Source organism: Pseudomonas frederiksbergensis (assembly GCF_003732665.1).
GTDB lineage: Bacteria > Pseudomonadota > Gammaproteobacteria > Pseudomonadales > Pseudomonadaceae > Aquipseudomonas > Aquipseudomonas frederiksbergensis_G.
In genome coordinates this window covers 213,380-239,558 of the sequence record NZ_MOBP01000013.1, presented here as the reverse complement: position 1 = coordinate 239,558, position 26,179 = coordinate 213,380, and the positions used below count along the sequence as shown (strand labels likewise).

The following is a 26,179-nucleotide window of genomic DNA, read 5'->3' as shown; positions in this document are numbered from 1 at the left end:
CTTAACGCCCCTTCTTCCAAAGATAAGCACCCACCAGAATCCCCACCCCGCAAATAATCGCCACATAGTAGGCAGGCCCCATCGGGCTTTCCTTGAGCAGCAACGTCACGATCATCGGGGTCAAGCCGCCGAAGATCGCGTAGGCCAGGTTGTAGGAGAACGACAGGCCGCTGAAGCGCACCACCGCCGGGAAGGCCTTGACCATCACATACGGCACGGCGCCGATGGTGCCGACGAGCAGGCCGGTGACGGCGTACATCGGGAACAACCAGTCCGGGTGGTTGAACAGGCTGTGATAGAACGTCCACGAACTGATCAGCAACGCGGCACTGCCGAACACGAACACCCGGCCGGCGCCGAAGCGGTCAGCCAGCGCGCCGGACGCCACGCAACCCAGGCTCAGGAACACGATGGCCAGGCTGTTGGCCTGCAGCGCGGTGGTCGGCGAGAAGTGGTAAACGGTTTGCAGCACGGTCGGGGTCATCAGGATAACGACGATGATGCCGGCGGACAGCAGCCAGGTCAGCAGCATGGAAATCAGGATCGCCCCGCGATGGTCACGCAGCACCGCGCGCAGCGGCACTTCTTCGGCCAGGGCCTTGCGCAGTTGCAGTTCGGCGAACACCGGGGTTTCGTGCAGCCAGCGGCGCAGGTAGACCGAGAACAGGCCGAACACACCGCCGAGCAGGAACGGAATGCGCCAGGCGTAATCCGCCACTTCCACCGGGGTATAAATGCTGTTGATCGCCGTGGCCACCAACGAGCCCAGCAAAATGCCCGCCGTCAGACCGCTGGTCAGGGTGCCGCAGGCGTAGCCGATGTGCCGCTGGGGTACGTGTTCGGAAACGAAGACCCAGGCGCCGGGCACTTCACCGCCAATCGCCGCGCCCTGGATCACCCGCATCAGCAGCAACAGGATCGGCGCCCACATGCCGATCTGCGCATACGTTGGCAGCAGGCCCATGATCAGGGTCGGCACGGCCATCATGAAAATGCTCAGGGTGAACATCTTCTTGCGTCCCAGCAGGTCGCCGAAGTGCGCCATGACGATGCCGCCCAATGGCCGCGCAAGGTAGCCGGCGGCGAAGATGCCAAAGGTCTGCATCAGGCGCAGCCACTCGGGCATGTCGGCCGGGAAGAACAGCTTGCCGACCACTGTGGCGAAAAACACAAAGATGATGAAGTCGTAAAACTCCAGCGCGCCGCCCAGGGCGGACAGCGACAAAGTCTTGTAATCGTTGCGGGTCAACGGACGTGCGGATTGCGTTGGCTGCGCAGTGCTCGAGGGCGCTGTGGTCATGGCAAGGGCTTCTCTTATAGTCGGATCTGCAACCCCAACAACGCTGGCGGAGGCTTGGGCAGGTCCGGCACGATAGCAAATTGTTCGAAAAAGCACATAGAGGTGCGTATTTGACGGTCGAAATGAGAACCGGACGGTCGTCTCGGAGTCTACCGACCGATATACTCGCAACCTTGCACCTGCTTGTAAGGGGTTGCTGTGCGAAAACGCCTGCCAGGTTTCACAGGCGATTTCGCAGAGTTTCCCTTTAGGCGCCTTAAGAAAAACGTGACGAACGTAGTATGTTCGGGGCTGAATCGTTTTTTCTGAGACGGCTATTCACCTGAAAGACCAACGTAGAGTCACGGGTCAGAGGCACCCCCGGCATGATAGAGCTCGAACAAGAAGATCCAATCCCGCAAGGCGACCTTGCCCTGCAAATCACCGCACTCCCACGTGAAACCAACGGCTTTGGCGATATTTTCGGCGGCTGGCTGGTGGCGCAGATGGATTTGGCCGGCACCGCAATGGCCAGCAAAGTCGCCGGTGGCCGCGTGGCGACCGTTGCGATCGACCGCATGGCGTTCCTGGTGCCGGTGGCAGTGGGCGCGCAGCTCTCCTTCTATACCCAGGCCCTGGAAATCGGCCGCAGCTCGATCCAGATGATGGTCGAGGTCTGGAGCGACGATCCGCTGTCCAGCGAATGGCGTAAGGTGACTGAAGCGGTGTTCGTGTTCGTCGCCATCGACGGCAGCGGTCGCACCCGTTCGGTTCCGCCCCGCGCACGTTAAACACGGCGCAGGTTTTGCGGTCCATTGCAGTCATTGATCCTGATTGAGAGTTGTCCCCATGAGCACGCCCAACGTTGAAGCCGTCAAACTGGATGAACTGAACTGCTGGCGCATCCGCCACGGTCAGGCCGAATTGCTGGTGGCCCAGCAAGGCGCGCACATCCTCAGTTACCAATTGGCTGGCCAACCGCCGCTGATCTGGCTCAACGACGAGGCCGTGTTCAAGACCGGCAAAAGCATCCGCGCCGGCGTGCCGGTGTGCTGGCCCTGGTTCGGCAACTTTGCGCGCAACCCGCAGAGCGTCCAGGCCATGCGCGTCAGCGAAGAACCCGCCGCCGCCCATGGTTTCGTCCGGGCGACGGATTGGGAACTGGGTGGCATCGAAGCTGAGGGTGAAAGCCTGAAGGTGGAATTCCTCCTGCCCTACCCCGAAGGTGGTTTTCCGGGCTGGCCGCATCAGGTGGATTTGACGCTGAGCATTCGTATGGATGACCAACTGCACATCAGCCTGACCAGCCATAACCGTGGCGCCGAAACCGTGTCCATCAGCCAGGCGCTGCACAGCTACTTCGCCGTCAGCGATGTGCGCAACGTGCAGGTCGAAGGGCTGGACGGCTTGAGCTACATCGATACGACCCAGGACTGGAGCACCGCCACGCAGGCCGGGAATCTGGCTTTTACTGGCGAGACAGACCGTATCTACCTCAATACCCCGGCGAAGCTAAGCATTGTCGACGCGGCCTGGGAACGGCGCATCGAGCTGACCAGCAGCGGCTCGCGCACGGCGGTGATCTGGAACCCGTGGATCGAACGGGCGGCGGCGTTCAGCGACATGGCCGACGATGGTTGGCAGCGCATGCTGTGCATTGAAACGGCGAATGTGATGGATGATGTGGTGAACCTGGCGGCGGGTGCGAGCCACACCCTTGGCGTCAGCATCGGTAGCAAATCCCTGTAAACCACGCCGCAAAACCACTGTGGGAGCGGGCTTGCTCGCGAAGGCATTTTGTCAGTCGACATTAAAGTTGAATGACACACCGCTTTCGCGAGCAAGCCCGCTCCCACATTTGATCTTTGCCAGACCTACTGGCGCTTACAAATCCGACTCTTTCACCACCCGCACTTTCGCCGCATCCAGCGCATACGCCGGATCAGCCAGGTCGTTGTTGACCTTCTCGATCTTCAGCGTGCCCGTCACCCACAGCGGTGTGTAGATATCGTCCAGTTTCAGCCCTTTCGGATAACGCACCAGCACCAACTGATTGGGCGGCGGTGGCGGCACGTGGATGCAGGCGCCCGGGTATGGCACCAGGAAAAACAGCGTGCTGCGGCCCTTGGCGTCGGACTCCAGCGGCACCGGGTAACCGCCGATGCGGATGTTCTTGTCGTTCATCGAGGCCACGGTTTTGGTCGAATACATCACCGCCGGCAAGCCCTTGCTCTGCTTCATGCCACCCTTTGAAGTAAAGGTGCCATCGCCTTCGGGGGTGTTGTGGTCGATTTCGGGCATGGCCTCGAGGGCTTTCTGGTCCGACTTGGGCATCAGCTCCAGCCAGTCGGTTTCCGGCAACTCGCCGGCATGGGCAAGGCCCGAGCCCAATAAAAGGATAGTCAGCAGAAGACGGCGCATGGAGGTGCTCGGCAAAGGAAGGTTCTGTGGAATGGCGAGCATTCTAGCCCCCTCTGCCTGCGCAGCAGAGAGGACTTTGTCGCTTTGAATCAGTTGCGCTTGATCAGGCCGTAGATCACCAGCAAGACAACGGCACCCACCAGCGCACCGATGAAGCCCGCGCCCTGGCCAGCCTGGTAAATGCCCAGAGCCTGGCCGCCGTAGGTGGCTGCCAGCGAACCGCCGATACCGAGCAGGATGGTCATGATCCAACCCATGCTGTCATCGCCCGGTTTCAGGAACCGCGCCAGCAGGCCGACGATCAAGCCGATAAAGATGGTTCCGATAATTCCCATGGCATTTCCCTCTGATTGAAGTGGCTATGCCAAAGCCTAGACAGACTTTGGCATCCTGCCATCAGAGAACGGCGGACACTGAAGGTTCCGCCGCTGCCAGATGAAACTATTCGGCGATCAACGCTTCGACCTTGAGGATCTGCGCCGCCAGGGTCTCGCGATCTGCACAGCGCAGGTTGGCGTGACCGACCTTGCGACCAGCCTTGAACGCCTTGCCGTAGTGGTGCAAATGGCAGTCGTCGATGGCGATCACTTTCTCTACCGGCGGAACAACGCCGATGAAGTTGAGCATCGCGCTCTCGCCAATCTTGGCCGTCGAACCCAGCGGCAGACCGGCAACGGCCCGCAGGTGGTTTTCGAACTGGCTGCACTCGGCGCCTTCGGTGGTCCAGTGCCCGGAGTTATGCACACGTGGGGCGATTTCGTTGGCCTTGAGGCCGCCGTCGACTTCGAAGAACTCGAACGCCATCACGCCGACGTACTCCAGTTGCTTGAGCACACGGCTGGAATAATCTTGCGCCAGGGCTTGCAGCGGGTGATCGGTGCTGGCCACGGACAGCTTGAGGATGCCGCTGTCGTGGGTGTTGTGAACCAGTGGATAAAACTTCGTTTCACCATCGCGAGCACGCACGGCGATCAACGAGACTTCGCCGGTGAACGGCACGAAGCCTTCCAGCAGGCAGGCCACGCTGCCGAGTTCGGCGAAGGTGCCGACCACGTCTTCCGGTTTACGCAGGACTTTCTGGCCCTTGCCGTCGTAACCCAGCGTGCGGGTTTTCAACACGGCTGGCAGACCGATCGAAGCCACGGCAGCGTCCAGATCAGCTTGCGACTGGATGTCGGCGAACGCCGGGGTGGGAATCCCCAGGTCCTTGAACATGCTTTTCTCGAACCAGCGATCGCGAGCGATGCGCAGGGCTTCGGCGCTCGGATAGACCGGGACGAACTGCGACAGGAAGGCCACGGTTTCGGCCGGGACGCTTTCGAACTCGAAGGTCACCAGATCAACTTCATCGGCCAGTTGGCGCAGGTGATCCTGATCGCCGTAATCGGCCCGCAGATGCTCGCCCAAAGCGGCTGCACAGGCATCCGGCGCCGGGTCCAGGAAAGCGAAGTTCATGCCCAGCGGAGTGCCCGCCAGCGCCAACATGCGGCCCAACTGGCCGCCACCGATTACACCGATCTTCATCGTCAACAACCTCAGGCGATGCGTGGGTCTGGATTGTCCAGGACGCTGTCTGTCTGCTCAGCACGGAAAGTTTTCAGCACCGCGTGGAACTGCGGGTGCTTGGCGCCCAGGATACTCGCCGACAGCAAGGCTGCGTTGATCGCGCCTGCCTTGCCGATGGCCAGGGTGGCAACCGGAATGCCCGCGGGCATCTGCACGATGGACAGCAGGGAGTCGACGCCGGACAACATCGACGACTGCACCGGAACGCCCAGTACCGGCAAGTGGGTCTTGGCCGCACACATGCCTGGCAAGTGGGCCGCGCCACCGGCACCGGCGATGATCACCTCGATGCCACGCGCCTCGGCCTCTTCGGCGTACTGGAACAGCAGGTCCGGGGTGCGGTGGGCAGAGACCACTTTCACCTCGTAAGGGATGCCGAGCTTTTCCAGCATATCGGCGGTGTGGCTAAGGGTGGACCAATCGGACTTGGAGCCCATGATCACGCCAACCAGTGCACTCATCGTCGTGCCTCTTCTCTCTGGGCGCCCGCAGGCGCGTCAAAAAACAACAAGCCACGCAAATTTGCGTGGCTTGATTGTACGAAAAATGGCCGGACGAACCGGCCGAAGGCCGCGCAGTATACCTCAATGAAGCAGATAAACAGCCCCCGAAACGACCATCTGTCATACGGCGCAAAGTGCCGGTTTTATTGACCTGCGAGTCAGTCAAAACAACACCGATCCCCTGTGGGAGCGGGCTTGCTCGCGAAGGCGGTGTGTCAGGCACATTAATGTCGACTGACACTCCGCCTTCGCGAGCAAGCCCGCTCCCAGGGTTAGTCGGTGTGCTCAGGTGCCTTGCGCGGCGCCACCTTCGAGCTTGCGCCAGAGTAATCGCACATTCGCCTTGCGCACCAACGCGCAGCGATACAAACGAATCTCCAGCGGCACATGCCACTGCGGGCCGCCACAGACCACCAGTTCACCGCGAGCCAGTTCGGCGCGCACGCTCAGTTGCGGCACCCAGGCAATCCCCAATCCTTCCAGCGCCATGCTTTTCAGGCTGTCGGCCATCGCGGTCTCATAGATAGTCGTAAAACGCAGGGCGCGCTGGCGCAGCAGCAGGTTCACCGAACGGCCAAGAAACGCCCCGGCGCTGTAGGCGAGCAACGGCACACTGCCCTCGCCTTCCAGGTCGAACAGTGGCTTGCCCTCGGCGTCTGCCGCGCAGACCGGCAGCATTTCAGTCTGGCCGAGGTGCAGGGACGGAAAGATTTCCGGGTCCATTTGCATCGCCGCGTCCGGATCATAGAACGCCAGCATCAGATCGCAACCGCCCTCGCGCAAGGCATGCACGGCATCGCCGACGTTGGTGGCCACCAGCCGCGTGGCAATGTTCAAGCCTTCGTTACGCAACTGCGCGATCCAGCGCGGAAAGAATCCCAGCGCCAACGAGTGAGCGGCCGCCACCTGCATCACCTCGCCCTGCCCGCCTTCCAGGTGATGCAGATGGCGCAGCACCTCACCCAGTTGTTCAACCACCGTGCGCGCAGTCACGAGGAACAACTGCCCCGCCGCCGTCAGCTCCACCGGCGTGCGTGAGCGGTTGACCAGTTGTAACCCCAGCGCGGCTTCCAGGCTGCGGATTCGCCGGCTAAACGCAGGCTGGGTCACGAAGCGGCGTTCCGCAGCCTGGGAGAAGCTGCGGGTGGCGGCCAGGGCACTAAAGTCCTCCAGCCATTTGCTTTCCAGATTCATCACGTCCTCCCGGACACGCACCAATTTAGGTCACACGCTCGCTGCACACGCGGCGTCACATGGGCATTATGCCGAATGTGCATAGGCCAGCGCTTAACAGCATTGGCCCAAAATTGTTCACAAGCCTAGCATTTGCAGCGTTCCGGCACAGACCGGGTCCATATCGAGATGATTTCTATCATGTCCTCCGCTGCATCATTCCGCACAGAAAAAGACCTGCTTGGCGTACTCGAAGTACCCGCTCAAGCGTATTACGGCATCCAGACCCTGCGAGCGGTGAACAACTTCCGTCTCTCCGGCGTTCCGATTTCGCATTACCCGAAGCTGGTTGTCGGCCTGGCCATGGTTAAACAAGCCGCCGCTGACGCCAACCGCGAGCTGGGTCATCTGAGCGAAGCCAAGCACGCTGCCATCAGCGAAGCCTGTGCACGACTGATCCGCGGCGATTTCCACGAAGAGTTCGTGGTAGACATGATTCAGGGCGGCGCTGGCACTTCGACCAACATGAATGCCAACGAAGTCATCGCCAACATCGCGCTGGAGGCCATGGGTCACCAGAAGGGCGAATACCAATACCTGCACCCGAACAACGACGTGAACATGGCGCAGTCGACCAACGACGCCTACCCGACCGCGATCCGCCTGGGTCTGCTGTTGGGTCATGACGCACTGCTGGCCAGCCTCGACAGCCTGATCCAGGCGTTCGCCGCAAAAGGCCAGGAATTCGCCCACGTCCTGAAAATGGGCCGTACCCAATTGCAAGACGCCGTGCCGATGACCCTCGGCCAGGAATTCCGTGCCTTCGCCACTACTCTGGGCGAAGACCTGGCCCGTCTGAAGACGCTGGCCCCGGAACTGCTGACCGAAGTAAACCTGGGCGGCACCGCGATCGGCACCGGCATCAACGCCGACCCGCGTTACCAGCACCTGGCCGTGCAGCGTCTGGCCCTGATCAGCGGTCAACCGCTGGTTCCGGCAGCCGACCTGATCGAAGCCACCTCCGACATGGGCGCCTTCGTGCTGTTCTCCGGCATGCTCAAGCGCACCGCAGTCAAGCTGTCGAAGATCTGCAACGACCTGCGTCTGCTGTCCAGCGGCCCACGTACCGGCATCAATGAAATCAACCTGCCGGCGCGCCAGCCAGGCAGCTCGATCATGCCTGGCAAGGTCAACCCGGTGATCCCGGAAGCGGTTAACCAGGTGGCGTTCCAGATCATCGGCAACGACCTGGCCCTGACCATCGCGGCCGAAGGCGGCCAATTGCAACTGAACGTGATGGAGCCGCTGATCGCGTTCAAGATCTTCGACTCGATCCGCCTGCTGCAACGCGCCATGGACATGCTGCGCGAGCACTGCATCGTCGGCATCACCGCCAACGAAGAGCGCTGCCGCGAACTGGTCGAGCATTCGATCGGCCTGGTCACCGCGCTGAACCCGTACATCGGCTATGAAAACGCCACCCGCATCGCCCGTATCGCCCTTGAAAGCGGCCGCGGCGTGCTGGAACTGGTGCGCGAAGAAGGCTTGCTCGACGACGAAATGCTCGCCGACATCCTGCGCCCGGAAAACATGATTGCTCCGCGTCTGGTCCCGCTGAAGGCCTGATCAAACGCTGCACACGCTCACCAGGTCGAGGGACTAGACACCTCTCACCTTTTGAGGGCTTGGGGATTTATTCCCCAAGCCCTTTTTTTTAACTCTTTGACGGCAACACACCGAATGTCTGGAAGCTGAAACATGTGGGAGCGGGCTTGCTCGCGAAGGCGGCGGCACATTCAAAATGGATGTGACTGATACACCGCTTTCGCGAGCAAGCCCGCTCCCACAGCAAAGCAGCTTCTGCATAAACCCGACGCCGGTAACGTCGGGTGTTTCAAAGCTTCGTTTCATCGCTTGCACCACAATCGTGCAGACGGGCAACGCACTGATAGGTATAGTGCCGCCCCTCTTCGCGTGAGCGGTCGTCGGTAACGAGGCCCAAACCCATGCGAAACCCGACCTAATAACAACCCGCGATATGGAACCGGGAAGAACCCTCGCCTCACCTGCAGTGCCCCGCGCCCGCTGGTGTAACGCGATTTTTCTCCCCCTCCAGCATTTGCTTAAACAAAAAACAGCGAGGAATAATCCATGCTCGAAGTCATCAACGACTTCCTCTCAGGGAAAGTACTGATCGTGCTCATTGTCGGGCTCGGTAGCTACTTCACGATCCGCTCGCGTTTCGTTCAATTGCGCCACTTCTTCCATATGTTCGCGGTGTTCCGCGACAGCCTCAAAAGCAGCGCCGGTCAACTCAGTTCGTTCCAGGCCCTGATGCTCAGCCTTGCGGGCCGCGTCGGTGCAGGCAACATCGCCGGTGTCGGCATCGCCGTGACGCTCGGCGGGCCAGGTGCGGTGTTCTGGATGTGGGTGACCGCGCTGGTCGGCATGTCCAGCAGCTTCTTCGAATGTTCCCTCGGCCAACTCTATAAGCGCTGCGACTCCGACGGCACCTACCGTGGCGGCCCGTCCTATTACATCCAGCACGGCCTGCAGAAACGCTGGTTGGGGATGATCATGGCGTTCCTGCTGCTGATCACCTTCGGTTTCGCCTTCAACGGCCTGCAATCCCACGCCGTGACCCACTCGCTGAAAAACGCCTTCGACCTTGATCCGACGTACACCGGCGCGGCCCTGGCCGTGTTGCTGGGCCTGGTGTTCATCGGTGGCATCAAGCGCATCGCCAAGGTCGCTGACCTGCTGGTGCCGGTGAAAACCCTGGTGTACATCGGCGTGACCATTTACGTGATCGTGCTGCAATTCGACCACGTTCCAGCGATGCTGATGACCATCGTCAAAAGCGCCTTCGGTCTGGACCAGGCGTTCGGCGGCCTGATCGGCAGCGCCATCGTCATGGGCGTGAAGCGTGGCGTGTTCGCCAACGAAGCCGGCCTGGGCAGTGCGCCAAACGTAGCCGCCGTAGCGTCGGTCGAGCACCCGGTTGCTCAAGGCGTGGTTCAGGCGTTCAGCGTGTTCCTCGACACCTTCGTGATCTGCACCTGCACCGCGTTGCTGATCCTGCTCTCGGGCTTCTACACCCCGGGCTTCGAAGGCGACGGCATTGCCCTGACCCAAAACTCCCTGGCCGCTGTGGTCGGTGACTGGGGTCGCAGTTTCATCTCCGTGGCCCTGTCGTTGTTCGTGTTCACCTCGATCCTCTACAACTACTATCTGGGCGAGAGCAACCTGCGCTTCATGATCGGTGAAAACCGCGCAGCGCTGATCGGCTATCGCGCACTGGTACTGGTGTTGATCTTCTGGGGTGCCATCGAAAACCTCGGCACGGTGTTCGCCTTCGCGGACATCACCATGACAATGCTGGCGTTCGTCAACCTGATCGCGCTGTTCCTGCTGTTCAAGGTCGGCATGCGCATCCTGCGTGACTACGATGACCAGCGCGCTGCCGGCATCAAGACTCCGGTGTTCGATTCGAGCAAGTTCCCGGATCTGGACCTGGACCTGCAAGCCTGGCCCGCCAACCCGCCAGCAGCCGCCACCAAGGCCGAAGCTGAGCCGCAAGGCGTACCCGCAGCGCAACGCTGATCGGTTAAAGTGCGAAGTACCCTGTGGGGGCGGGCTTGCTAGCGAAAGCGGTGTATCAGTTGACATTGATTTGACTGACACACCGCCTTCGCGAGCAAGCCCGCTCCCACATTAGGAATGTCATCGTTCTTCGGAGAGTCCCCATGAATTCCTCGACCTACCCTGCCGCCCAGCACGTCATGGTGCTCTATACCGGCGGCACCATCGGCATGCAAGCCAGCGCCCATGGCCTGGCCCCGGCGTCCGGTTTCGAAGCGCGGATGCGCGACTACCTGCACAGCCAGCCTGAACTCGTCGTACCGCAGTGGCGTTTTCGCGAGATGAGCCCACTGATCGACAGTGCCAACATGACCCCGACTTACTGGCAGCAACTGCGTGAAGCGGTGGTCGATGCCGTGGACGTGCAAGGCTGCGACAGCGTGCTGATCCTGCACGGCACCGACACCCTCGCCTACAGCGCGGCGGCCATGAGTTTTCAATTGCTCGGCCTGCATGCCCGCGTGTGTTTTACCGGTTCGATGCTGCCGGCCGGCGTGACCGACAGCGATGCCTGGGAAAACCTCAGCGGTGCGCTGGTTGCTTTGGGCCATGGCCTGGCACCGGGCGTGCACCTGTACTTCCACGGCGAACTGCTGGACCCGACCCGTTGCGCGAAAGTGCGCAGTTTTGGGCGTCATCCGTTCAAGCGGCTTGAGCGTCAGGGTGGCGGTGTGAAGGCAACTTCCCTGCCCGCGCCGCTGACCTATAACCAGCCCAAGCAACTGGCAAACGTCGCGGTGCTGCCATTGTTCCCCGGCATTAGCGCCGAAGTGTTGAAGGGTCTGCTCGACAGCGGCATTCAGGGTTTGGTGCTGGAGTGCTACGGCAGCGGCACCGGGCCGAGCGACAACCCGGCGTTTCTCGCCGCTCTGGAACGGGCGCGGGATAACGGTGTTGTGGTGGTTGCCGTCACTCAATGCCATGAAGGTGGCGTTGAGCTGGATGTGTACGAGGCAGGCAGTCGCTTGCGTGGCGTTGGCGTGTTGTCCGGTGGCGGCATGACCCGTGAGGCTGCGTTCGGCAAGTTGCATGCGCTGCTGGGCTCGGGGCTGGATAACGCAGAAGTGCGACGCCTGGTAGAACTCGACCTGTGCGGCGAGCTGAGCTAACACCACACACAACCCTGTGGGAGCGGGCTTGCTCGCGAAGAGGGAGTGTCAGGCGACATTAATGTTGGCTGATACACCGCTTTCGCGAGCAAGCCCGCTCCCACAGCGGATCTACGTCAGGCATGTAACTTGCTGCCTCTCCAGCATCCAATGGCTGGAATCCTCCATGCTCCACTCCCACCTCACCACCCTCAACGCTGTCTCCCTGGTGCTCAATGCCTTCAAGGCCGACGGCCCGGCCCAAGACGAATTACTGGCCGGAAGCGGCATCAGCGCGGCGGATCTGAGCCGGGCGGACACGCGCATCACCACCAATCAGGAGATGCAGGTCTGCGCCAACGCGGTCGCGCTCAAGCGTGACATTGGCCTGGAACTGGGTCGGCGGATGCACGTTTCGTGCTACGGCATGCTCGGTTATGCGCTGCTCACCAGTGCCACCTTCGGTGACGCTTTGCGTCTGGCGATTCGTTATCCGGCGCTGTTGGGAACACTTTTCGAACTGAGCCTGGAAGACGATGGCGAGCGCATCTGGTTCGTCGCTGCCGATTACCGGGAAAGCCCGGCAATGGCCGTGTTCAACGCCGAGTTTTGCCTGGTCTCGCTGAAAGTCATCTGCGACGACCTGCTGGGCCACCCGCTGCCGCTGCTGGCTGCACGCTTCGAACACGCCGCGCCGGACTATCAGGCGACCTACGCCGAACACTTCCATTGCCCGCTGAACTTCGAGGCGCGGGACAACGCGTTTGCCTTTGACCGACGTTGGCTCGACCAACCGTTGCCCCTGGCCGACGTCATCACCCATCAAGCCATGGCCGAGCGCTGCCGCAAGCAGAACACCGAATTCACCGGGCGTCAGGCGTGGCTGGGGCGCATCCGCCAGCTATTGAAAGCGCAACTGAATGCCGCGCCCGGGCTCGACGGTTTGGCCGAGCAGATGAACTGCTCGGCGCGCACCCTGCGCCGGCATCTCAAGGACCTGGGCTGCAGCTATCAGGAATTGCTCGATGAGCTGCGTTTCGAGCAGGCCAAGCAGATGCTCTGCGAGGACCAATTGCCGATCTACCGCATCGCCGAAGCCTTGGGTTTCAGCGAGACCGCGAGTTTCCGCCATGCCTTTGTGCGCTGGAGTGGCGTGGCGCCGAGCCAGTTCCGCCCTTGAGATAGTGCGGGAATCAAATCCCTGTAGGAGCGAGGCTTGCCCGCGAAGGCGTCCTTAAGAACGCTAAAAGCTTCGCGGGCAAGCCTCGCTCCTACAGGGTTCTGCGTCATTCGAGGGCATTGCCGCGCCAATAAGGGGCGAATTTCGGTCAAACCTTTTGGCCACATTAATCCCCTTTTGGCCTTTCCTGCCGTTCTCCCAAACGCCGCGCCCCGCAAGACTGTGTTCAACCGAATCAGCCTGCGGAGAACAAGAAAATGCTGACGATCTACTCGGACGATCACCACCTGCACCACGGTCGTTGTGAATTGATGGACGGGCAACTAATGCCCTGCTTCGAAATGCCGTCCCGTGCCGATCACGTTCTACAGCGTGTGCAAGATCGCGACCTCGGCCCGGTGGAAGTGCCACAGGATTTCGGCCTCGAGCCGATCGCGCGCATCCACGACCGCGACTACCTTGATTTCTTCAAAGGTGCTTGGGCACGCTGGACCGAGTTCAATACCGACGGCGATTTGCTGCCCTACACCTGGCCGGCCCGCACCTTGCGCCGAATCAAACCCACCAGCCTGCACGGCCAGCTCGGTTATTACAGCTTCGACGGCGGCGCGCCGATCACCGCCGGCACCTGGCAAGCGGCGTACAGTGCAGCGCAAGTGGCGTTGACCGCCCAAGCCGCGATCCAGCATGGCGCTCGCAGTGCCTTCGCCTTGTGCCGTCCACCGGGACACCACGCCGCCAGCGACTTGATGGGGGGTTATTGCTACCTCAACAACGCCGCCATCGCCGCCCAGGCCTTCCTCGATCAGGGCCATAAAAAGGTCGCGATCCTCGACGTCGATTACCACCACGGCAACGGCACCCAATCAATTTTCTACGCACGCAACGACGTGTTGTTCACCTCGATCCACGGCCACCCGGAAGCGGAATTCCCGTTCTTCCTCGGCTACGAAGATGAGCTCGGTGAAGGCGCCGGCGAAGGTTTCAACTTCAACTACCCTCTGCCCGCAGGTTCCGGCTGGGACACCTGGAGCGCCGCGCTGGATCAGGCCTGCCAGGAAATCGAAAAGTACGGCGCCGACATCATCGTCGTGTCCCTGGGCGTGGACACGTTCAAGGACGATCCAATCTCCCAATTCAAGCTCGACAGCCCGGATTACCTGGCCATGGGCGCGCGCATCGCGAAGCTCGGCAAGCCGACGCTGTTCGTGATGGAAGGTGGTTACGCGGTAGAAGAAATCGGCATCAACGCCGTGAACGTTCTCGAAGGTTTTGAAAGCGCCCAATGAGGAATTAGAACAATGAACAGACTCAAGCGTTTTATCGCTCCAGCGCTGTGCGCAACGGTACTTAGCGGCGCCGTGCACGCCGAAGAACGAACGTTGCGCGTCTACAACTGGTTCGACTACATCACCCCCAAAGCCCTGGACGATTTCAAGGCGCAGAACACCCAGACCAAACTGGTCTACGACATCTTCGACACCAACGAAGCCCTGGAGGCCAAGTTGCTGACCGGTAACTCCGGGTATGACGTGGTGGTGCCGTCCAACGTGTTCCTGGCCAAGCAGATTGAAGCCGGGGTGTTCCAGCCCCTGGACCGCAGCAAGTTGCCGAACTGGAATCATCTCGATCCCAAGCTGATGAAGCTGATCGAAGCCAACGATCCGGGCAACAAATTCGCCGTGCCCTACATGTACGGCACCATCCTGATCGGCTTCAACCCGGACAAGGTGAAAGCTGCCCTGGGCGCCGATGCCCCGGTGGACAGCTGGGACCTGATTTTCAAGGAAGAGAACATCAGCAAGCTCAAGCAGTGCGGCGTCGCCCTGCTCGACTCGCCATCGGAGATCTTGCCGCTGGCCCTGCAACACCTGGGTCTGGACCCCAACAGCAAAAAACCTGCGGACTACGACAAGGCCGAAGCGCTGTTGATGAAGATTCGTCCGTACGTCACCTACTTCCATTCCTCCAAGTACATGGCCGACATTGCCAACGGTGACATCTGCGTCGCGGTCGGTTATTCCGGCAGCTTCTCCCAGGCAGCCAACCGCGCCAAGGAAGCCAAGAACGGTGTGGTCGTGGATATGCGCCTGCCGAAAGAAGGCGCGCCGATCTGGTTCGACATGCTCGCGATCCCCAAAGGCGCGAAGAACACGGAAGACGCCTACACCTTCATCAACTACCTGCTGCAACCCCAGGTGATTGCGCCGGTCAGCGACTTCGTCGGCTACCCGAATCCGAACAAGGACGCCACGGAACTGGTCGACCCGGCAATTCGCAACAACCCGAATCTGTACCCGACCGAGTCGGCGATGGGCACGCTCTACACCCTGCAACCGCTGCCGCGTGATGCCGAGCGCGCACGGACCCGGGCCTGGACCAAGATCAAGTCCGGGACCTGATAGACGCCGCTTAGAAGACCCGCCCTCGCGCGGGTCTTTTTTTGCCTGCGATAAATAATTACCACCTGAACCCGCGTTACGTTTCTTACCGTTGGAGCCTGCCCCCGGTCACAAGGAAACGACCATGACGCCGACGCCCCCGCCTCAAAGCGCCACCACCTTGCTTCAGGAAAAAAGCGCGCTGATCTCCCAGACCAACCAAGGTCCCGGCCTCAAGGAAGTCGGCGCAAAACTGTTGCGCGATGCCTTGAGCCAGCAGTACCCGGAACTGGCGATTGATCCGGATCGCACGCTGATCGTCACGCCCCAATGGCAGGCATCAGGCGACTCGCTGATCAGCCTTGAGCCCCTCGCCGAGACGCTGACTGTGGCGCTGATCCGCCAGAGCAAGTCCTCGACCGTCGCCAATTTCATCGAGGGCGAGCACTTCCTGACCCTGACGCCCCTGAGCCAATCCCCCGTGCAATTGGCCGTCAGCATCGAAGACATCGCCAACCTGTTGAATACCTTCGCACCGGTGCTGTACATCGAATTCCAGCAACAGCAACTCGATTACTGGAATGAGCCGGTCAACCAAAAGCCCCGCTGGCATGAACTGAGCGACACCTTGAGAAAGGCCCTGAACCTGCAGCAAGTCAAAGGCTGGACGGCTGATCAGTGCGAAGTCGCCCGCGCTGTTTCCGCGCACCCGGACAAGGCCGAACGGGCTCAAGCAAATACCACGATCCCGGGCATTCAAGCCTGCCTGATCGATATCGACTACAACGCGCCGGACAATTCGCGTCACCTGTTGCTGGGCGGAGCGATCGTTCTGAAAGCCACGCACACATCCCGCGACATGCTGTTGCTGTACACCATCGAAGGCGGCTACGAGGCGTTCGAGTCCATGCAAACCTTGAGCGACTCATTGCCCGCACGAATCGGCATGGACAATACCGGACAGTCCTTGCAATGGCGGCTGTTCGAACCTGACGGCAGCATTTTCGACTACATGGCCTGGGCTCTGATTGCCGGTCAGGTCGAGGCTATCGCGGCGCTCAAATCGGCCCCCGACTCACCCTATGTTCTTTTGGCTCCCGGCACCCGTGGCGTCGGCCATTTCAGCGACGAGGAAAAAAGACACCTCGACCAACTGCAGGCGGCGATTCCCGACTGGCTCGCGAACGCCTCGGCCGCTGACTTGCAAGCGTACGGCCATTACCTGTCGAACCAGGGCCGGCTGCGCAACGTCTCCGGCCTCAATGACATCAAACTGATCGCCGATTACGCCCAGGAGCAGATGCGCAACGCCATCGTCACAGACCGACTGGCGCTCCACGGCAACGATGCCGCCGATCTGCCGCTCGATGAATTGCAGATCACCATCACCAACAGCTTTACCGTCGGCGCTTTCACCCTGCCCAACCCACTCGATGTCCAGGTTGAAACCCTCGGCGAGTTCGCCTTGCAGAACACCGCGCCTTACCAGGCCGAATTGACCTTCAAGGATAACCAGCCCTGCCCCGACTGGCTCACCGTTGCCTACCTCGTGGACATGGCGCAGCAGGTCAACGTCGGCAAACGTTACCCGGCGATGCTCAAAACCAGACTGATCGACGACCCCGGCGAGGCCGCGCGCCAGCAACAACACTACGTCAACCTGCTGCCTGATCTGCTCAGGCTCAAAGCCCTGGAATGCAAACTGCAGAACGAGTGCGGCGTGGACGAAACCGGTTATCGCTACGTCTGCGAGCTGATAGAAACCGCCCAGGGCCGCCCGCCCAAGGACCTGCTCGACGTCGTCGTCCGCCCGCTGAGCTTTGTTCCCCGGCATCGCTTGCTGTCCACGGGCGACACCGTGGCGAACATGTTCATCATCGGCCCGCGCCGTCCACACAGCGGGCCGAGCCTGCTTTATCGCCCGGCGCTGGAGCAGCCGTTGCTGCAATTCACCTCGCTGCAAAACATGATTTACGCGCTTCACCAACCGGGTGAATTGCGCGACTCGGTGCTGGCCTGGCTACCGACGCCCACCCTCGGTTTCGAGTATTCACAGTATGTGTTTCCGGTCGGCCTGCCTTCACCGTGGCTGGCGACGGAAACGGGCATCGAACAGTTGCTGAATCTCGACCTGAGCGGCCCGATCAGCCTCGGCACAGAGGAAATCACCGGCGATCTGCTCCCGACATTGTTCGCCAGCAACGCCAACACCCTGGTCGAACAAGCGGACCGTCTGTCCCTGTCCAACGGCGAACGCCGCTGGGCGCTGTTGCGGGACAGCGGTTGGGCGATTTTCAATGTGGCGTCGACTTTTTTGACCGGTCCGGTGGGCACCGCCGCGTGGGTCTGGCAAAGCATCGGCCAGTTGCAGCAGGGGCTGGAGGCGCGTGAGCGTGGGGACAGCCTGGTGGAATGGACGTCCCTGGGGGATGTGCTGATGACATTGGGCATGCTCCTGATTCATCGGGCCAGCCTGCGCCGTACCACCGAAGGCATCGGCTATTCACGCAACAAACGGAAAAACGCCCCGGCCCAGCCTCCAGCATCGCGTCCGCTGCCCGCGCCAACCGTCATCACACTGGACGCTACGGTGCTGTCCGGCGAGCTGCCCGCCGGTCATGACAGCGAACTGGAAGCGGGCGCATCGATCCCACGACGCACGCCCTCGGCACTGGGGGTTTACCTGAACACCCTGAAAGTCCGTGCGCCGGACATGAGCGATGTAGATCTGGTCATCCTCAACGTCACACCGCCGCACCTGTACCAGCTCCAGGGCAAGCAATACGCCAGGGCCGGCCAGCGCTGGTTTCAGGTGCGGGTCAATGACGATGAGCAAGTGGTGATCTTCAACTCGAAAGCCCCCGCGCGGGGCGGCCCGTTGTTGACCCATGACCGACAGGGCAACTGGTACGTGGACACGCGATTGCGCCTGCGCGGTGGTGGCCTGAAGAGTCGTCTGAAAAGCATTCAACTGGAAAAGGGCCAGCGCAGGGATGCGTTGCAGGCCAAGCTGCAAGCGTTCAAAAGTCGCGAAGGCGCGATCCTGGCAGAAATCAGAACGCTGCAGGAAAAACTGATGCGCGCCAGCGGCGATCAGTTCGACAGCGAGGCCAAAGCGCTGGGGGACCGGCTCGAAGTGTTGATCGACAATCATCGAGAAGCCCTGGAGCAATTGCACGAGTGGCGCGAGCTCGGTGGCACATTCGGTTACGCCTATGACCTGCTGCGCCTCACGACCCTGTTGGAAAAGCACCTGGCGTTGTGGTTCTCACTCAAAAGCAACGACTACTCGCGCACCATCGCTCCGTTCACAGGCGAAGGCTCACTCAACCCGGCGCTACCGGTCGGCAGCAATCGGGTGGCGGTGAAAAAAGCGATCGAATTGAGCCACGGGATCATCCAGCGGCTCGCGCTGGCCCACAATGCCCTGGACGGCCTCAAAGTCCTGGGAAGGGCCGCGCTCGAATCGTCCCAGGCCATTCGCAAACTGCTGCCTCGGCACAGTGCCCTGGATTACAAGGCCAATGAAATCGGCCTGGCGTACGAACTGTGCGTAAAAGAACAACCCGGCGCGCCAATGCCACAGGCACGGGACGCCGTGGCGAACATCGTGATTGAAGCCGCCGAGGCCAGTCAAAAACTGGCCGATATCGACAAAGCCCCGCCGCTGGAGCAAACCGCCGAACAACGCATCGCGGCACTCACGCCTTTGCTGGACGCTTTTGCCGACACACTCCAGCGCATCGACGACCTGCCGGCGCAATTCCCCGGCAGGACGCACCCCGAAGCGTTGCTTGATTTGCAGACACTGATCAAGGAATTCCAGGCCCTGGCACAAGCGCGGCTGTATGCGTTACTGCCCGAGGACGAACTGCTTTTTGAAGCGGAACCCAACGCCCCGGTCGCAGGCCCGTCCCATCAACCCGGCAAGGTCACGAAAACGCGCCCGCGAGATGCTCTGCCGGCCAGTGAATCGGTGCCTGAGGCGGCAACCTTCAAGAAGCTGGTGCCGAAAAGTGAAACGCCGAGCAAACCGGTCAGGGCTGACATTGATGTCATCTCCGACGGGCTGAACCTGAATCTCGATCTGGACGGTTTCATCGCCCGCACCCGCGAGGATGCGCAACGGGCCAACCGAATTCCGGCCGACATGCAGCACCTGTTCGATTCCCAGGCACTCAAATACGAAGAGGAAGCCGCCGCCGTCGAAATTGCCTCGGCGAACATTCGCGCAGCCACCGGCGTGCCACCGCCCGTCGCCACGTTGAGTCGGGAATTACGCGATGCCGCCGCCCGACTGCGCAGCACCGGCATCAGTGTGCGTGCCGCCATGCTGAAGCAGCGCAAACCACGCCTGGCGTATTTCCAGTGGTTGCATGAGAACGGCCAGATCGGGCTCGTGCGTAACCCACAAGGACGCATCAAGACCAAGTCCAGGGGCGACTACTTCCAGGAGTACCGGATACTCGACACCACGCGCAATGATCAGCCACTGTGGGTCGCGCATTTTCACTACGACACGCTTAACAGCCCGGTCGCTCACCCCACCGCGGCGCATCTGAAAATCGCCGACGGTTACCTGGCAACACTCGACCCCGTGCTTCGCCAACAACTGACGTCGATTGAACCGGTTGACTACGTATTCCGCCGGATCAGCGACCCGGCTATCCGCGCCCTGTTTATGGCCCTGGAACCTGCGGCGCCGCCCCTTGCCTAGCAGCCCCACGCGGATCGCAAGCGCCGCAGCGCCGATTCGATATTGGCCTCCGGCACGGCGGCGAAACCCAGCACCAGCCCGGCTCGCTGATCCACGGGCCGGGTCGAGTCGGGCAGCCAATAACTGCTCAAGGGGTTGATTTCGACTTCGACGCTGGCGGCTTTTTCCACCAGTTCCTGTTCCCGGGCCAGGCTGTCGACCGGCACGGTCATGTGCAACCCGGCCGCGACGGTCGGCAAGCTGCCCACGCCGGGAATATCTTTCGGCCAACCCGCCAGCAAGGCATTACGCCGACTCAGGGCCGCACGGCGCATGCGGCGGATGTGCCGCTGGAAATGCCCGGCGGCGATGAACTCGGCCATCACGGCCTGGGTGCTGACTTCCGAATGCCGCACATCCACGGCGCGGCGACGGGAGAACGCATCCACCAGACCGGGCGGCAATACCAGGTAACCGAGGCGCAATGCCGGGAACGCCACTTTGCCGAAGGTCCCGACGTAGAGCACTCGGCCCTGTCGATCCAGTGCCGCCAACGGTGCCAACGGCGCGCCGCTGTAGCGATACTCGCCGTCATAGTCGTCCTCGACGATCCAGCCCTGGGTGCGCTCGGCCCACGCCAACAACTCCAGGCGCCGGGCCAGGCTCATGATCACCCCGGTCGGGTATTGATGAGACGGCGTGACGTAGGCCAGTCGGCAATCCTGCAAACCTTCCAGTTCGGCGCAATTGATCCCCTCGCTGTCCACCGAAACACCATGCAATCGGCCCCCGGCCACGGCGAAGGCATGACCCGCCGCCCGATACCCCGGATTCTCGATTGCCACCCCATCGCCCGGCTCCACCAGCAGCTGTGCACAAAGGCTAATCGCCTGCTGTGCGCCACTGGTGATCACAATTTGCTCAGCCGTGCACTGCATGCCCCGGGAACTGCGCAAATACGCGGCAATCATCCCGCGCAATCGCGCATCGCCCGCCGGGTCGCCATAACACAGCTGCTGCAAATCCGGTTTGCGCCAGAAAGCCGCGTTCAGCTTGGCCCAGACCTCGAACGGGAACAGATCGAAGGCCGGCACACCCACGCGAAAAGCCTTTGGCGGACCACTCGGCGGCAAGGCCAAATGGTTCTTTTCAACCCGCTCCAGAGCACCGCTGTGGATAACTTTACTGGATGGAATCACAGGTAAATCCAGCCAATTTGTGGATAAGGCTGTGGGTAACCCTGTTGACAACCCTGTGGATACTTTTGTGGATAGTTTTTTTGCCGGAAGCGCGGTTTGCGGCAATTGCGCGACGTAAGTGCCGTCGCCCACCCGCCCTTCGATAAAGCCCTCGGCGTAGAGCTGATCGTAGGCGCGGACCACGCTGTTGCGGGAAATCGACAATGCCGCCGCGAGGTCGCGACTGGCCGGCAAACGCGTGCCACTGGCCAGTCGCCCATCGAGCACGCGCACGCGCAAGGCCTGGTAGAGCTGACGGCTGAGCCCTTGCCGGGGATCGAGTTCGATACCGGCGGGGTTGAAGGACAAGGACAGCGGCGCATCGGTCATGGCCTGAACCTATCAAGAATGGACCTATGAAATTGGCCTGTAATGGCTCTTACAACAGACCAATAGCCTGCCTAGGATGGAGCCATTCGCCAAGGGATATTTCCATGTACAACCCCAGCTCGTTTGCCATCAAAGATTTGCCGGACATGCAGCAGCAGATACTCGCCACCCGCCTCGCCATCCTGGTGACCCACGGCGAGCAAGGCCTGCAAGCCAGTCATATTCCGGTGCTGCTGGACGCCGAACAAGGTCCGAATGGCACCCTCTACGGGCACTTCGCCAAGGCCAATCCACAGTGGAAAGAACTGCAAAACGGCGCAGAGGCGATGGTGATTTTTGCCGGCGCCGACGCCTACGTCAGCCCGGGGTTTTACCCGAGCAAAGCCGAGCACGGCAAAGTCGTGCCGACCTGGAACTACGTGGCCGTGCACGCTTACGGTGTGGCTGAAGTGTTCACCGACGCCCATCGTCTGCTCAATTTGGTCAGCGCCCTCACCGATCGCCACGAAGCGAGCCGCGCCCAGCCCTGGAAAGTCGCTGACGCCCCCGCCGACTACATCGACGGTATGCTCAAAGCCATCGTCGGTTTTGCCTTGCCGATCCAGCGCCTGGAAGGCAAACGCAAACTGAGCCAGAACCGCAACGCCGCAGACATCGCCGGTGTGCGCGAAGGGTTGGCCACCAGCCCCGACGCGCAGGACCAGGCCCTCGCCCACTTGATGCGTTAAGGAATGAACATGAGTCAGATCGAGATTCGCCAAGTCACTGCCGACGACCACGCCGCGTGGTTGCCGTTGTGGCAAGCCTACCTGCGCTTCTACAACACCGAATTGCCGGAAGTCGTGAGCCAAAGCACCTGGCAGCGCATGCTCGACCCGAACGAGCCGACCCACTCCGCCCTCGCGTGGGCCGATGGCAAAGCGGTGGGCATGGTGAACTTCATCTACCATCGCTCGAACTGGAGCATCGAAAATTCCTGCTATCTGCAAGACTTGATCGTAGCGCCCGAAACCCGTGGCACCGGCGTCGGGCGCAAGCTGATCGAGTTCGTCTACGCCACCGCCAAGGCAGACGGTTGCTGCAAGGTTCACTGGTTGACCCACGAAACCAACGCCACCGCGATCCAGCTCTACGAGCGCATCGCCGAACGCCCCGGTTACATCCAGTTTCGCAAAAACATTTAAGGTTCAAGGAGAGCACCATGACGACTTCACTCGCGGACTGGAAAGGCGCCCCGGCTCCCTCGGTTCAATTGATCGAAGGGCGCTTCATTCGCCTGGAGAAACTCGACCCGGCGCGCCACGCCGACGGCTTGTTCAAAGCCCTGCAAGGCCCCGGCGCCGATCCGAAACTCTGGGATTACTTGCCTTACGGCCCGTTCCCGGAGCGCAGTGCCTTTAACGATTGGCTGAACAACCACGCGGCCAATAGCGACCCGTATTTCTTCACCGTGATCGACCGTGCCAGCGGCGATGTGCAGGGCATCCTAAGCCTGATGTCGATCGTCCCGGCCCAAGGGCGTATCGAAATCGGCCACGTGACCTTCGGCGCTGCGATGCAACGTTCGCCAAAAAGTACCGAGGCGGTTTATCTGCTGGCCAAAGAGTCGTTCGCTTTGGGATATCGGCGCCTGGAGTGGAAGTGCAATAACGGCAACGCCCGCTCCAAGTATGCGGCCGAGCGGTTGGGGTTCAGTTTTGAAGGGGTGTTTCGCCAGCACATGGTGGTCAAGGGACAGAATCGCGATACGGCGTGGTATTCGATTCTGGATTCGGAATGGCCGGCGATTGGGGCTGGGTTTGAGCGGTGGCTTTCAGATGAAAACCAGACGGATTCGGGTCAAGTGAAAACCCTGGCTGAGTGCCGCGGGTAAATTAGCGGCGTCTGGATTGACGCCTTCGCGAGCAAGCCCGCTCCCACATTGGGTTGGGTTAATCACACATATTGTGGCTAACCCGAAACCCTGTGGGAGCGGGCTTGCTCGCGAATGGCTTCACGCCAATTTCTGGGCTAAAACGGCAATGTGCTCCGGCCCGATCCCGCAGCACCCGCCCAAATGGCTGGCCCCACGCTTCTGCCAATCCGCCGCCCAGTGCAGGTAACCCGGCGGGTCAAGATCGTCGCGCAACGGGTCGAGCCCGTCGTTGGCCGTGGCCTCTTTCGGTTGTGGCGGGAAGGCATTGGCGTACGCGCCGATGTGAATATTCACACCCAACCGCTCGAAGGTTTCCCGCGCCGCATCAATCGCCGCGCCGATGACTTCCGGCTGGCTGCAGTTGAACAGCAACGTCTCGACACCCAGCTCAGCGGCCACGGCGGCTGCTTCGGCCACCGGCTCACCGGAACGCAGGCGCGGCACGTCGTCGGTGTCTTCATCCTTCAAGGTAAACGACAGCCAGAACGGTTTGCCATCCTTCGGCAGCCCGGCGTGGATCGCCCGCGCCTCGACGATCGAGCTCTGGGTTTCCGCCAGCCACAAGTCAACGTGGGGCGCGAGGCCCTTCACTAACGGTGTCAGCAATTCCGTCACCCGCGCAGCGTCGAACAGGTCCGGACGGTAGGAACCGAATAAAGGCGGCAACGAACCGGCCACGCGTACCGGTTTGCCTGCCGCCACCACCGCGCGCCGCGCCAACTCGCCAGCCAACGCCGCGAGGGCCTGGCCTTCAGCGGCAAAGCGCTCTTCGCCGATATGGAACGGCACCACCGCGTAGCTGTTGCTGGTGATGACGTTTGCACCGCTTTCGATATAAGCCGCGTGCACCGCCTCGACCGCTTGCGGTGCTTCGCTCAAAGCCAGCGCCGACCACTCGGGCTGCCTGAACGGTGCCCCTCGGCGCTGTAGCTCACGGCCCATGCCGCCATCCAGAATCACTGTGCTTCCTGCGCTCATATGCCATTCACTCATATGCTTATGAAAATAACTCACTACCAGAGTCGTTCTTATAACTATTTAATACGTAACATCTGGTTAATAACAACCTCTTTTTTTCAAGGATCGACTGTGAAATTTCAACCGCTATTGGCCTTGGGCCTGACGATTCTGGCTGCCTCCACTCAAGCCTTTGGCGGCGCCACGCTGGATCGCGTCGAGCAAAAGAAAGAATTGGTGGGCGTGCTGATGGAAAGTTATCCACCGTTCTCGTTCCTCAACGACCAGAACCAACTCGATGGTTTCGACGTCGATGTGGCCAAAGCCGTGGCCGAGAAACTCGGCGTGAAACTGCGCCTCGAAACCCCGTCCTGGGACGTGATTGCCGCCGGCCGCTGGAGCGGTCGCTACGACATCTGCATTTGCTCCATGACCCCGAGCAAGGCCCGCGCCGAAGTCTTCGATTTCCCGGTCGAGTACTACGCCTCGCCAGCCGTGATCGTGGTCAACGCCAAGGATGATCGTATCCACAGCGCCAAGGACCTGAGCGGCAAGAAAGTCGGCCTCACCAGCGCCTCCAGCTACGAAAGCTACCTGAACAAAAACCTGGTGATCGAAGGCGCCGAAGACACGCAGTTGCAATACCCGTTCGAGGACGTGCAGATCGCTCCGTATGACACCGACAACGTGGCCTTCCAGGATTTGGGCCTGGGCGCCGGGGTTCGACTGGACGCGATCCTCACCAACCTGGTGACCGCGCAACCGCGCCTGAACGAAGACAAACGTTTCAAACTGGCTGGCGAGGCGCTGTACTCCGAGCCGAATTCGGTGGCCATTGAAAAGGGCGATGCACAGTGGGACGGCAAAGTGCGTGAAGTCTTCGCGCAGTTGAAACAGGACGGCACGTTGAGCAAGCTCTCGCAAAAATGGATCGGCGCCGATATCAGCAAATGACTTCTTTCCCGACACCTCCCCAGCCGCCGCAACCCGTCGCTGAGTCACGGCTGCAACGGATCTTCGGATTTCGCACGCGGTTGTACCTGACCTGGGCGGCGATGCTCGGCTTGTTCGCCAGTTTCTTCCTGAGCTTCGACCTGAAGTTCTCGATCATCCTCGACAAACTGCCGAACCTCGTCGGCCTGCACCTGGCGCCTAACGGCTTCCTGCAAGGTGCGGCGCTGACCGTGTTTCTCTGCGCCTGCTCAATCGTCGCCTCATCAATGCTGGGCTTCATCACAGCCCTGGGGCGGCTGTCGAAAAGCGCCGTGGCGTTCGGCATTGCGAGTTTCTACGCGTCGTTCTTTCGCGGCACACCGCTGCTGATCCAGATCCTGCTGATCTACCTCGGCCTGCCGCAACTGGGCATCGTGCCCGGCGCCATCGCCGCCGGGATCATCGCCCTGTCGCTGAACTACGGCGCCTACCTCAGCGAAATCTTCCGCGCCGGCATCCTCGGCGTCCCCCACGGCCAACGGGAAGCCTCCCTGGCCCTGGGCATGCGCGAAACCGTGATCTTCTGGCGCGTCACCCTGCCCCAGGCCATGCGCACCATCATCCCGCCAACCACCAACCAATTCATCTCCATGCTCAAGGACTCGTCGTTGATCTCGGTGATGGGGGTGTGGGAGGTGATGTTTTTGGCGCAGTCGTATGGGCGCTCGAGTTATCGCTACATCGAAATGCTGACGACCGCGGCGGTGATTTATTGGGTGATGTCGATTGGGCTGGAGCTGATACAGGCGCGGATGGAGCGGCATTACGGCAAGGCCTATGTGAGCCGTAGCTAGGTCGGAACACGCCCCCCGTAGGA

At 61.1% G+C, this 26,179-nt stretch carries 22 protein-coding genes; 14 read left to right on the top strand and 8 right to left on the bottom strand.

All coding sequences use genetic code 11. From position 1 onward, the window contains the following. Position 1: 1 nt before the first annotated feature. On the bottom strand, positions 2-1,300 hold the full coding sequence (locus BK665_RS21495; protein ID WP_123408635.1) for an MFS transporter: 1,299 nt from the start codon (positions 1,298-1,300) through the stop codon (positions 2-4). Between the two features lie 365 nt (positions 1,301-1,665). Between BK665_RS21495 and BK665_RS21490 the strand changes: the two genes are divergently transcribed. Next, entirely contained in the window at positions 1,666-2,070 is a 405-nt protein-coding gene (locus BK665_RS21490; RefSeq protein ID WP_007896491.1) for an acyl-CoA thioesterase, read from the top strand. 58 nt (positions 2,071-2,128) lie between these two features. Next, entirely contained in the window at positions 2,129-3,028 is a 900-nt protein-coding gene (locus BK665_RS21485; RefSeq protein WP_123408634.1) for a D-hexose-6-phosphate mutarotase, read from the top strand. Positions 3,029-3,163: 135 nt separating this feature from the next. Here BK665_RS21485 and BK665_RS21480 read toward each other — a convergent pair whose 3' ends face one another. From BK665_RS21480 to BK665_RS21455, 5 genes are all read right to left on the bottom strand, one after another. Beyond that, positions 3,164-3,700: a DUF3299 domain-containing protein gene (locus BK665_RS21480; protein WP_123408689.1), complete on the bottom strand. Its 537-nt coding sequence runs from the start codon at positions 3,698-3,700 to the stop codon at positions 3,164-3,166. A gap of 89 nt (positions 3,701-3,789) precedes the next feature. Next, a complete protein-coding gene (locus tag BK665_RS21475; protein ID WP_003196372.1) occupies positions 3,790-4,035 on the bottom strand; it encodes a GlsB/YeaQ/YmgE family stress response membrane protein in 246 nt (81 codons plus the stop codon). A 106-nt stretch (positions 4,036-4,141) separates the two neighbouring features. Then, positions 4,142-5,224 carry a 5-(carboxyamino)imidazole ribonucleotide synthase gene (locus tag BK665_RS21470; protein WP_123408633.1) on the bottom strand — a complete coding sequence of 361 codons (1,083 nt, stop codon included), beginning with the start codon at positions 5,222-5,224 and terminating at the stop codon, positions 4,142-4,144. Between the two features lie 11 nt (positions 5,225-5,235). After that, on the bottom strand, positions 5,236-5,727 hold the full coding sequence (gene purE, locus BK665_RS21465; protein ID WP_019694319.1) for a 5-(carboxyamino)imidazole ribonucleotide mutase: 492 nt from the start codon (positions 5,725-5,727) through the stop codon (positions 5,236-5,238). Positions 5,728-6,054: 327 nt separating this feature from the next. Beyond that, positions 6,055-6,963, bottom strand: coding sequence for a LysR substrate-binding domain-containing protein (locus tag BK665_RS21455; RefSeq protein ID WP_123408631.1), 909 nt, complete (start codon positions 6,961-6,963; stop codon positions 6,055-6,057). Between the two features lie 180 nt (positions 6,964-7,143). Here BK665_RS21455 and aspA point away from each other — a divergent pair, with 180 nt between their 5' ends. From aspA to BK665_RS21420, 7 genes are all read left to right on the top strand, one after another. Continuing rightward, entirely contained in the window at positions 7,144-8,568 is a 1,425-nt protein-coding gene (gene aspA, locus BK665_RS21450; RefSeq protein ID WP_111448231.1) for an aspartate ammonia-lyase, read from the top strand. Positions 8,569-9,093: 525 nt separating this feature from the next. Continuing rightward, entirely contained in the window at positions 9,094-10,545 is a 1,452-nt protein-coding gene (locus BK665_RS21445; RefSeq protein WP_123408630.1) for an alanine/glycine:cation symporter family protein, read from the top strand. 143 nt (positions 10,546-10,688) lie between these two features. Continuing rightward, positions 10,689-11,693, top strand: a complete 1,005-nt coding sequence (locus BK665_RS21440) for an asparaginase (protein ID WP_123408629.1) — start codon at positions 10,689-10,691, stop codon at positions 11,691-11,693. 166 nt (positions 11,694-11,859) lie between these two features. Beyond that, positions 11,860-12,852 carry an AraC family transcriptional regulator gene (locus tag BK665_RS21435; RefSeq protein ID WP_123408628.1) on the top strand — a complete coding sequence of 331 codons (993 nt, stop codon included), beginning with the start codon at positions 11,860-11,862 and terminating at the stop codon, positions 12,850-12,852. A gap of 257 nt (positions 12,853-13,109) precedes the next feature. Continuing rightward, complete coding sequence (locus BK665_RS21430; RefSeq protein ID WP_123408627.1) at positions 13,110-14,141, top strand: histone deacetylase family protein; 1,032 nt, start codon at positions 13,110-13,112, stop codon at positions 14,139-14,141. A 12-nt stretch (positions 14,142-14,153) separates the two neighbouring features. Further along, positions 14,154-15,254: a polyamine ABC transporter substrate-binding protein gene (locus tag BK665_RS21425; protein WP_123408626.1), complete on the top strand. Its 1,101-nt coding sequence runs from the start codon at positions 14,154-14,156 to the stop codon at positions 15,252-15,254. A 124-nt stretch (positions 15,255-15,378) separates the two neighbouring features. Beyond that, entirely contained in the window at positions 15,379-19,950 is a 4,572-nt protein-coding gene (locus BK665_RS21420) for a dermonecrotic toxin domain-containing protein (RefSeq protein ID WP_123408625.1), read from the top strand. On the opposite strand, the gene pdxR is transcribed toward BK665_RS21420, so the two are convergent. Further along, complete coding sequence (gene pdxR / locus BK665_RS21415; RefSeq protein ID WP_123408624.1) at positions 19,947-21,497, bottom strand: MocR-like pyridoxine biosynthesis transcription factor PdxR; 1,551 nt, start codon at positions 21,495-21,497, stop codon at positions 19,947-19,949. The two genes, BK665_RS21420 and pdxR, sit on opposite strands and share 4 nt — an antisense overlap. A gap of 104 nt (positions 21,498-21,601) precedes the next feature. On the opposite strand from pdxR, the gene BK665_RS21410 reads away from it, so the two are divergent. The 3 genes from BK665_RS21410 to BK665_RS21400 are packed head-to-tail and all read left to right on the top strand — an operon-like array spanning position 21,602 to position 23,370. Next, a complete protein-coding gene (locus BK665_RS21410; protein ID WP_123408623.1) occupies positions 21,602-22,225 on the top strand; it encodes an FMN-binding negative transcriptional regulator in 624 nt (207 codons plus the stop codon). A 9-nt stretch (positions 22,226-22,234) separates the two neighbouring features. Next, on the top strand, positions 22,235-22,681 hold the full coding sequence (locus tag BK665_RS21405) for a GNAT family N-acetyltransferase (RefSeq protein ID WP_123408622.1): 447 nt from the start codon (positions 22,235-22,237) through the stop codon (positions 22,679-22,681). A 17-nt stretch (positions 22,682-22,698) separates the two neighbouring features. After that, positions 22,699-23,370, top strand: coding sequence for a GNAT family N-acetyltransferase (locus BK665_RS21400; RefSeq protein WP_123408621.1), 672 nt, complete (start codon positions 22,699-22,701; stop codon positions 23,368-23,370). Positions 23,371-23,490: 120 nt separating this feature from the next. Here the strand turns inward: BK665_RS21400 and BK665_RS21395 are convergent, their stop codons facing one another. After that, the gene (locus tag BK665_RS21395; protein ID WP_123408620.1) at positions 23,491-24,390 is read right to left on the bottom strand and encodes a homocysteine S-methyltransferase family protein; all 900 of its coding nucleotides are present in this window, start codon (positions 24,388-24,390) and stop codon (positions 23,491-23,493) included. A gap of 111 nt (positions 24,391-24,501) precedes the next feature. Here BK665_RS21395 and BK665_RS21390 point away from each other — a divergent pair, with 111 nt between their 5' ends. Together BK665_RS21390 and BK665_RS21385 are read left to right on the top strand one after the other, a co-directional pair. After that, the gene (locus tag BK665_RS21390; protein ID WP_123408619.1) at positions 24,502-25,323 is read left to right on the top strand and encodes an ABC transporter substrate-binding protein; all 822 of its coding nucleotides are present in this window, start codon (positions 24,502-24,504) and stop codon (positions 25,321-25,323) included. Then, a complete protein-coding gene (locus BK665_RS21385) occupies positions 25,320-26,156 on the top strand; it encodes an amino acid ABC transporter permease (RefSeq protein ID WP_123408618.1) in 837 nt (278 codons plus the stop codon). Before BK665_RS21390 ends, BK665_RS21385 begins: the two co-directional genes overlap by 4 nt. Positions 26,157-26,179: the final 23 nt, after the last annotated feature.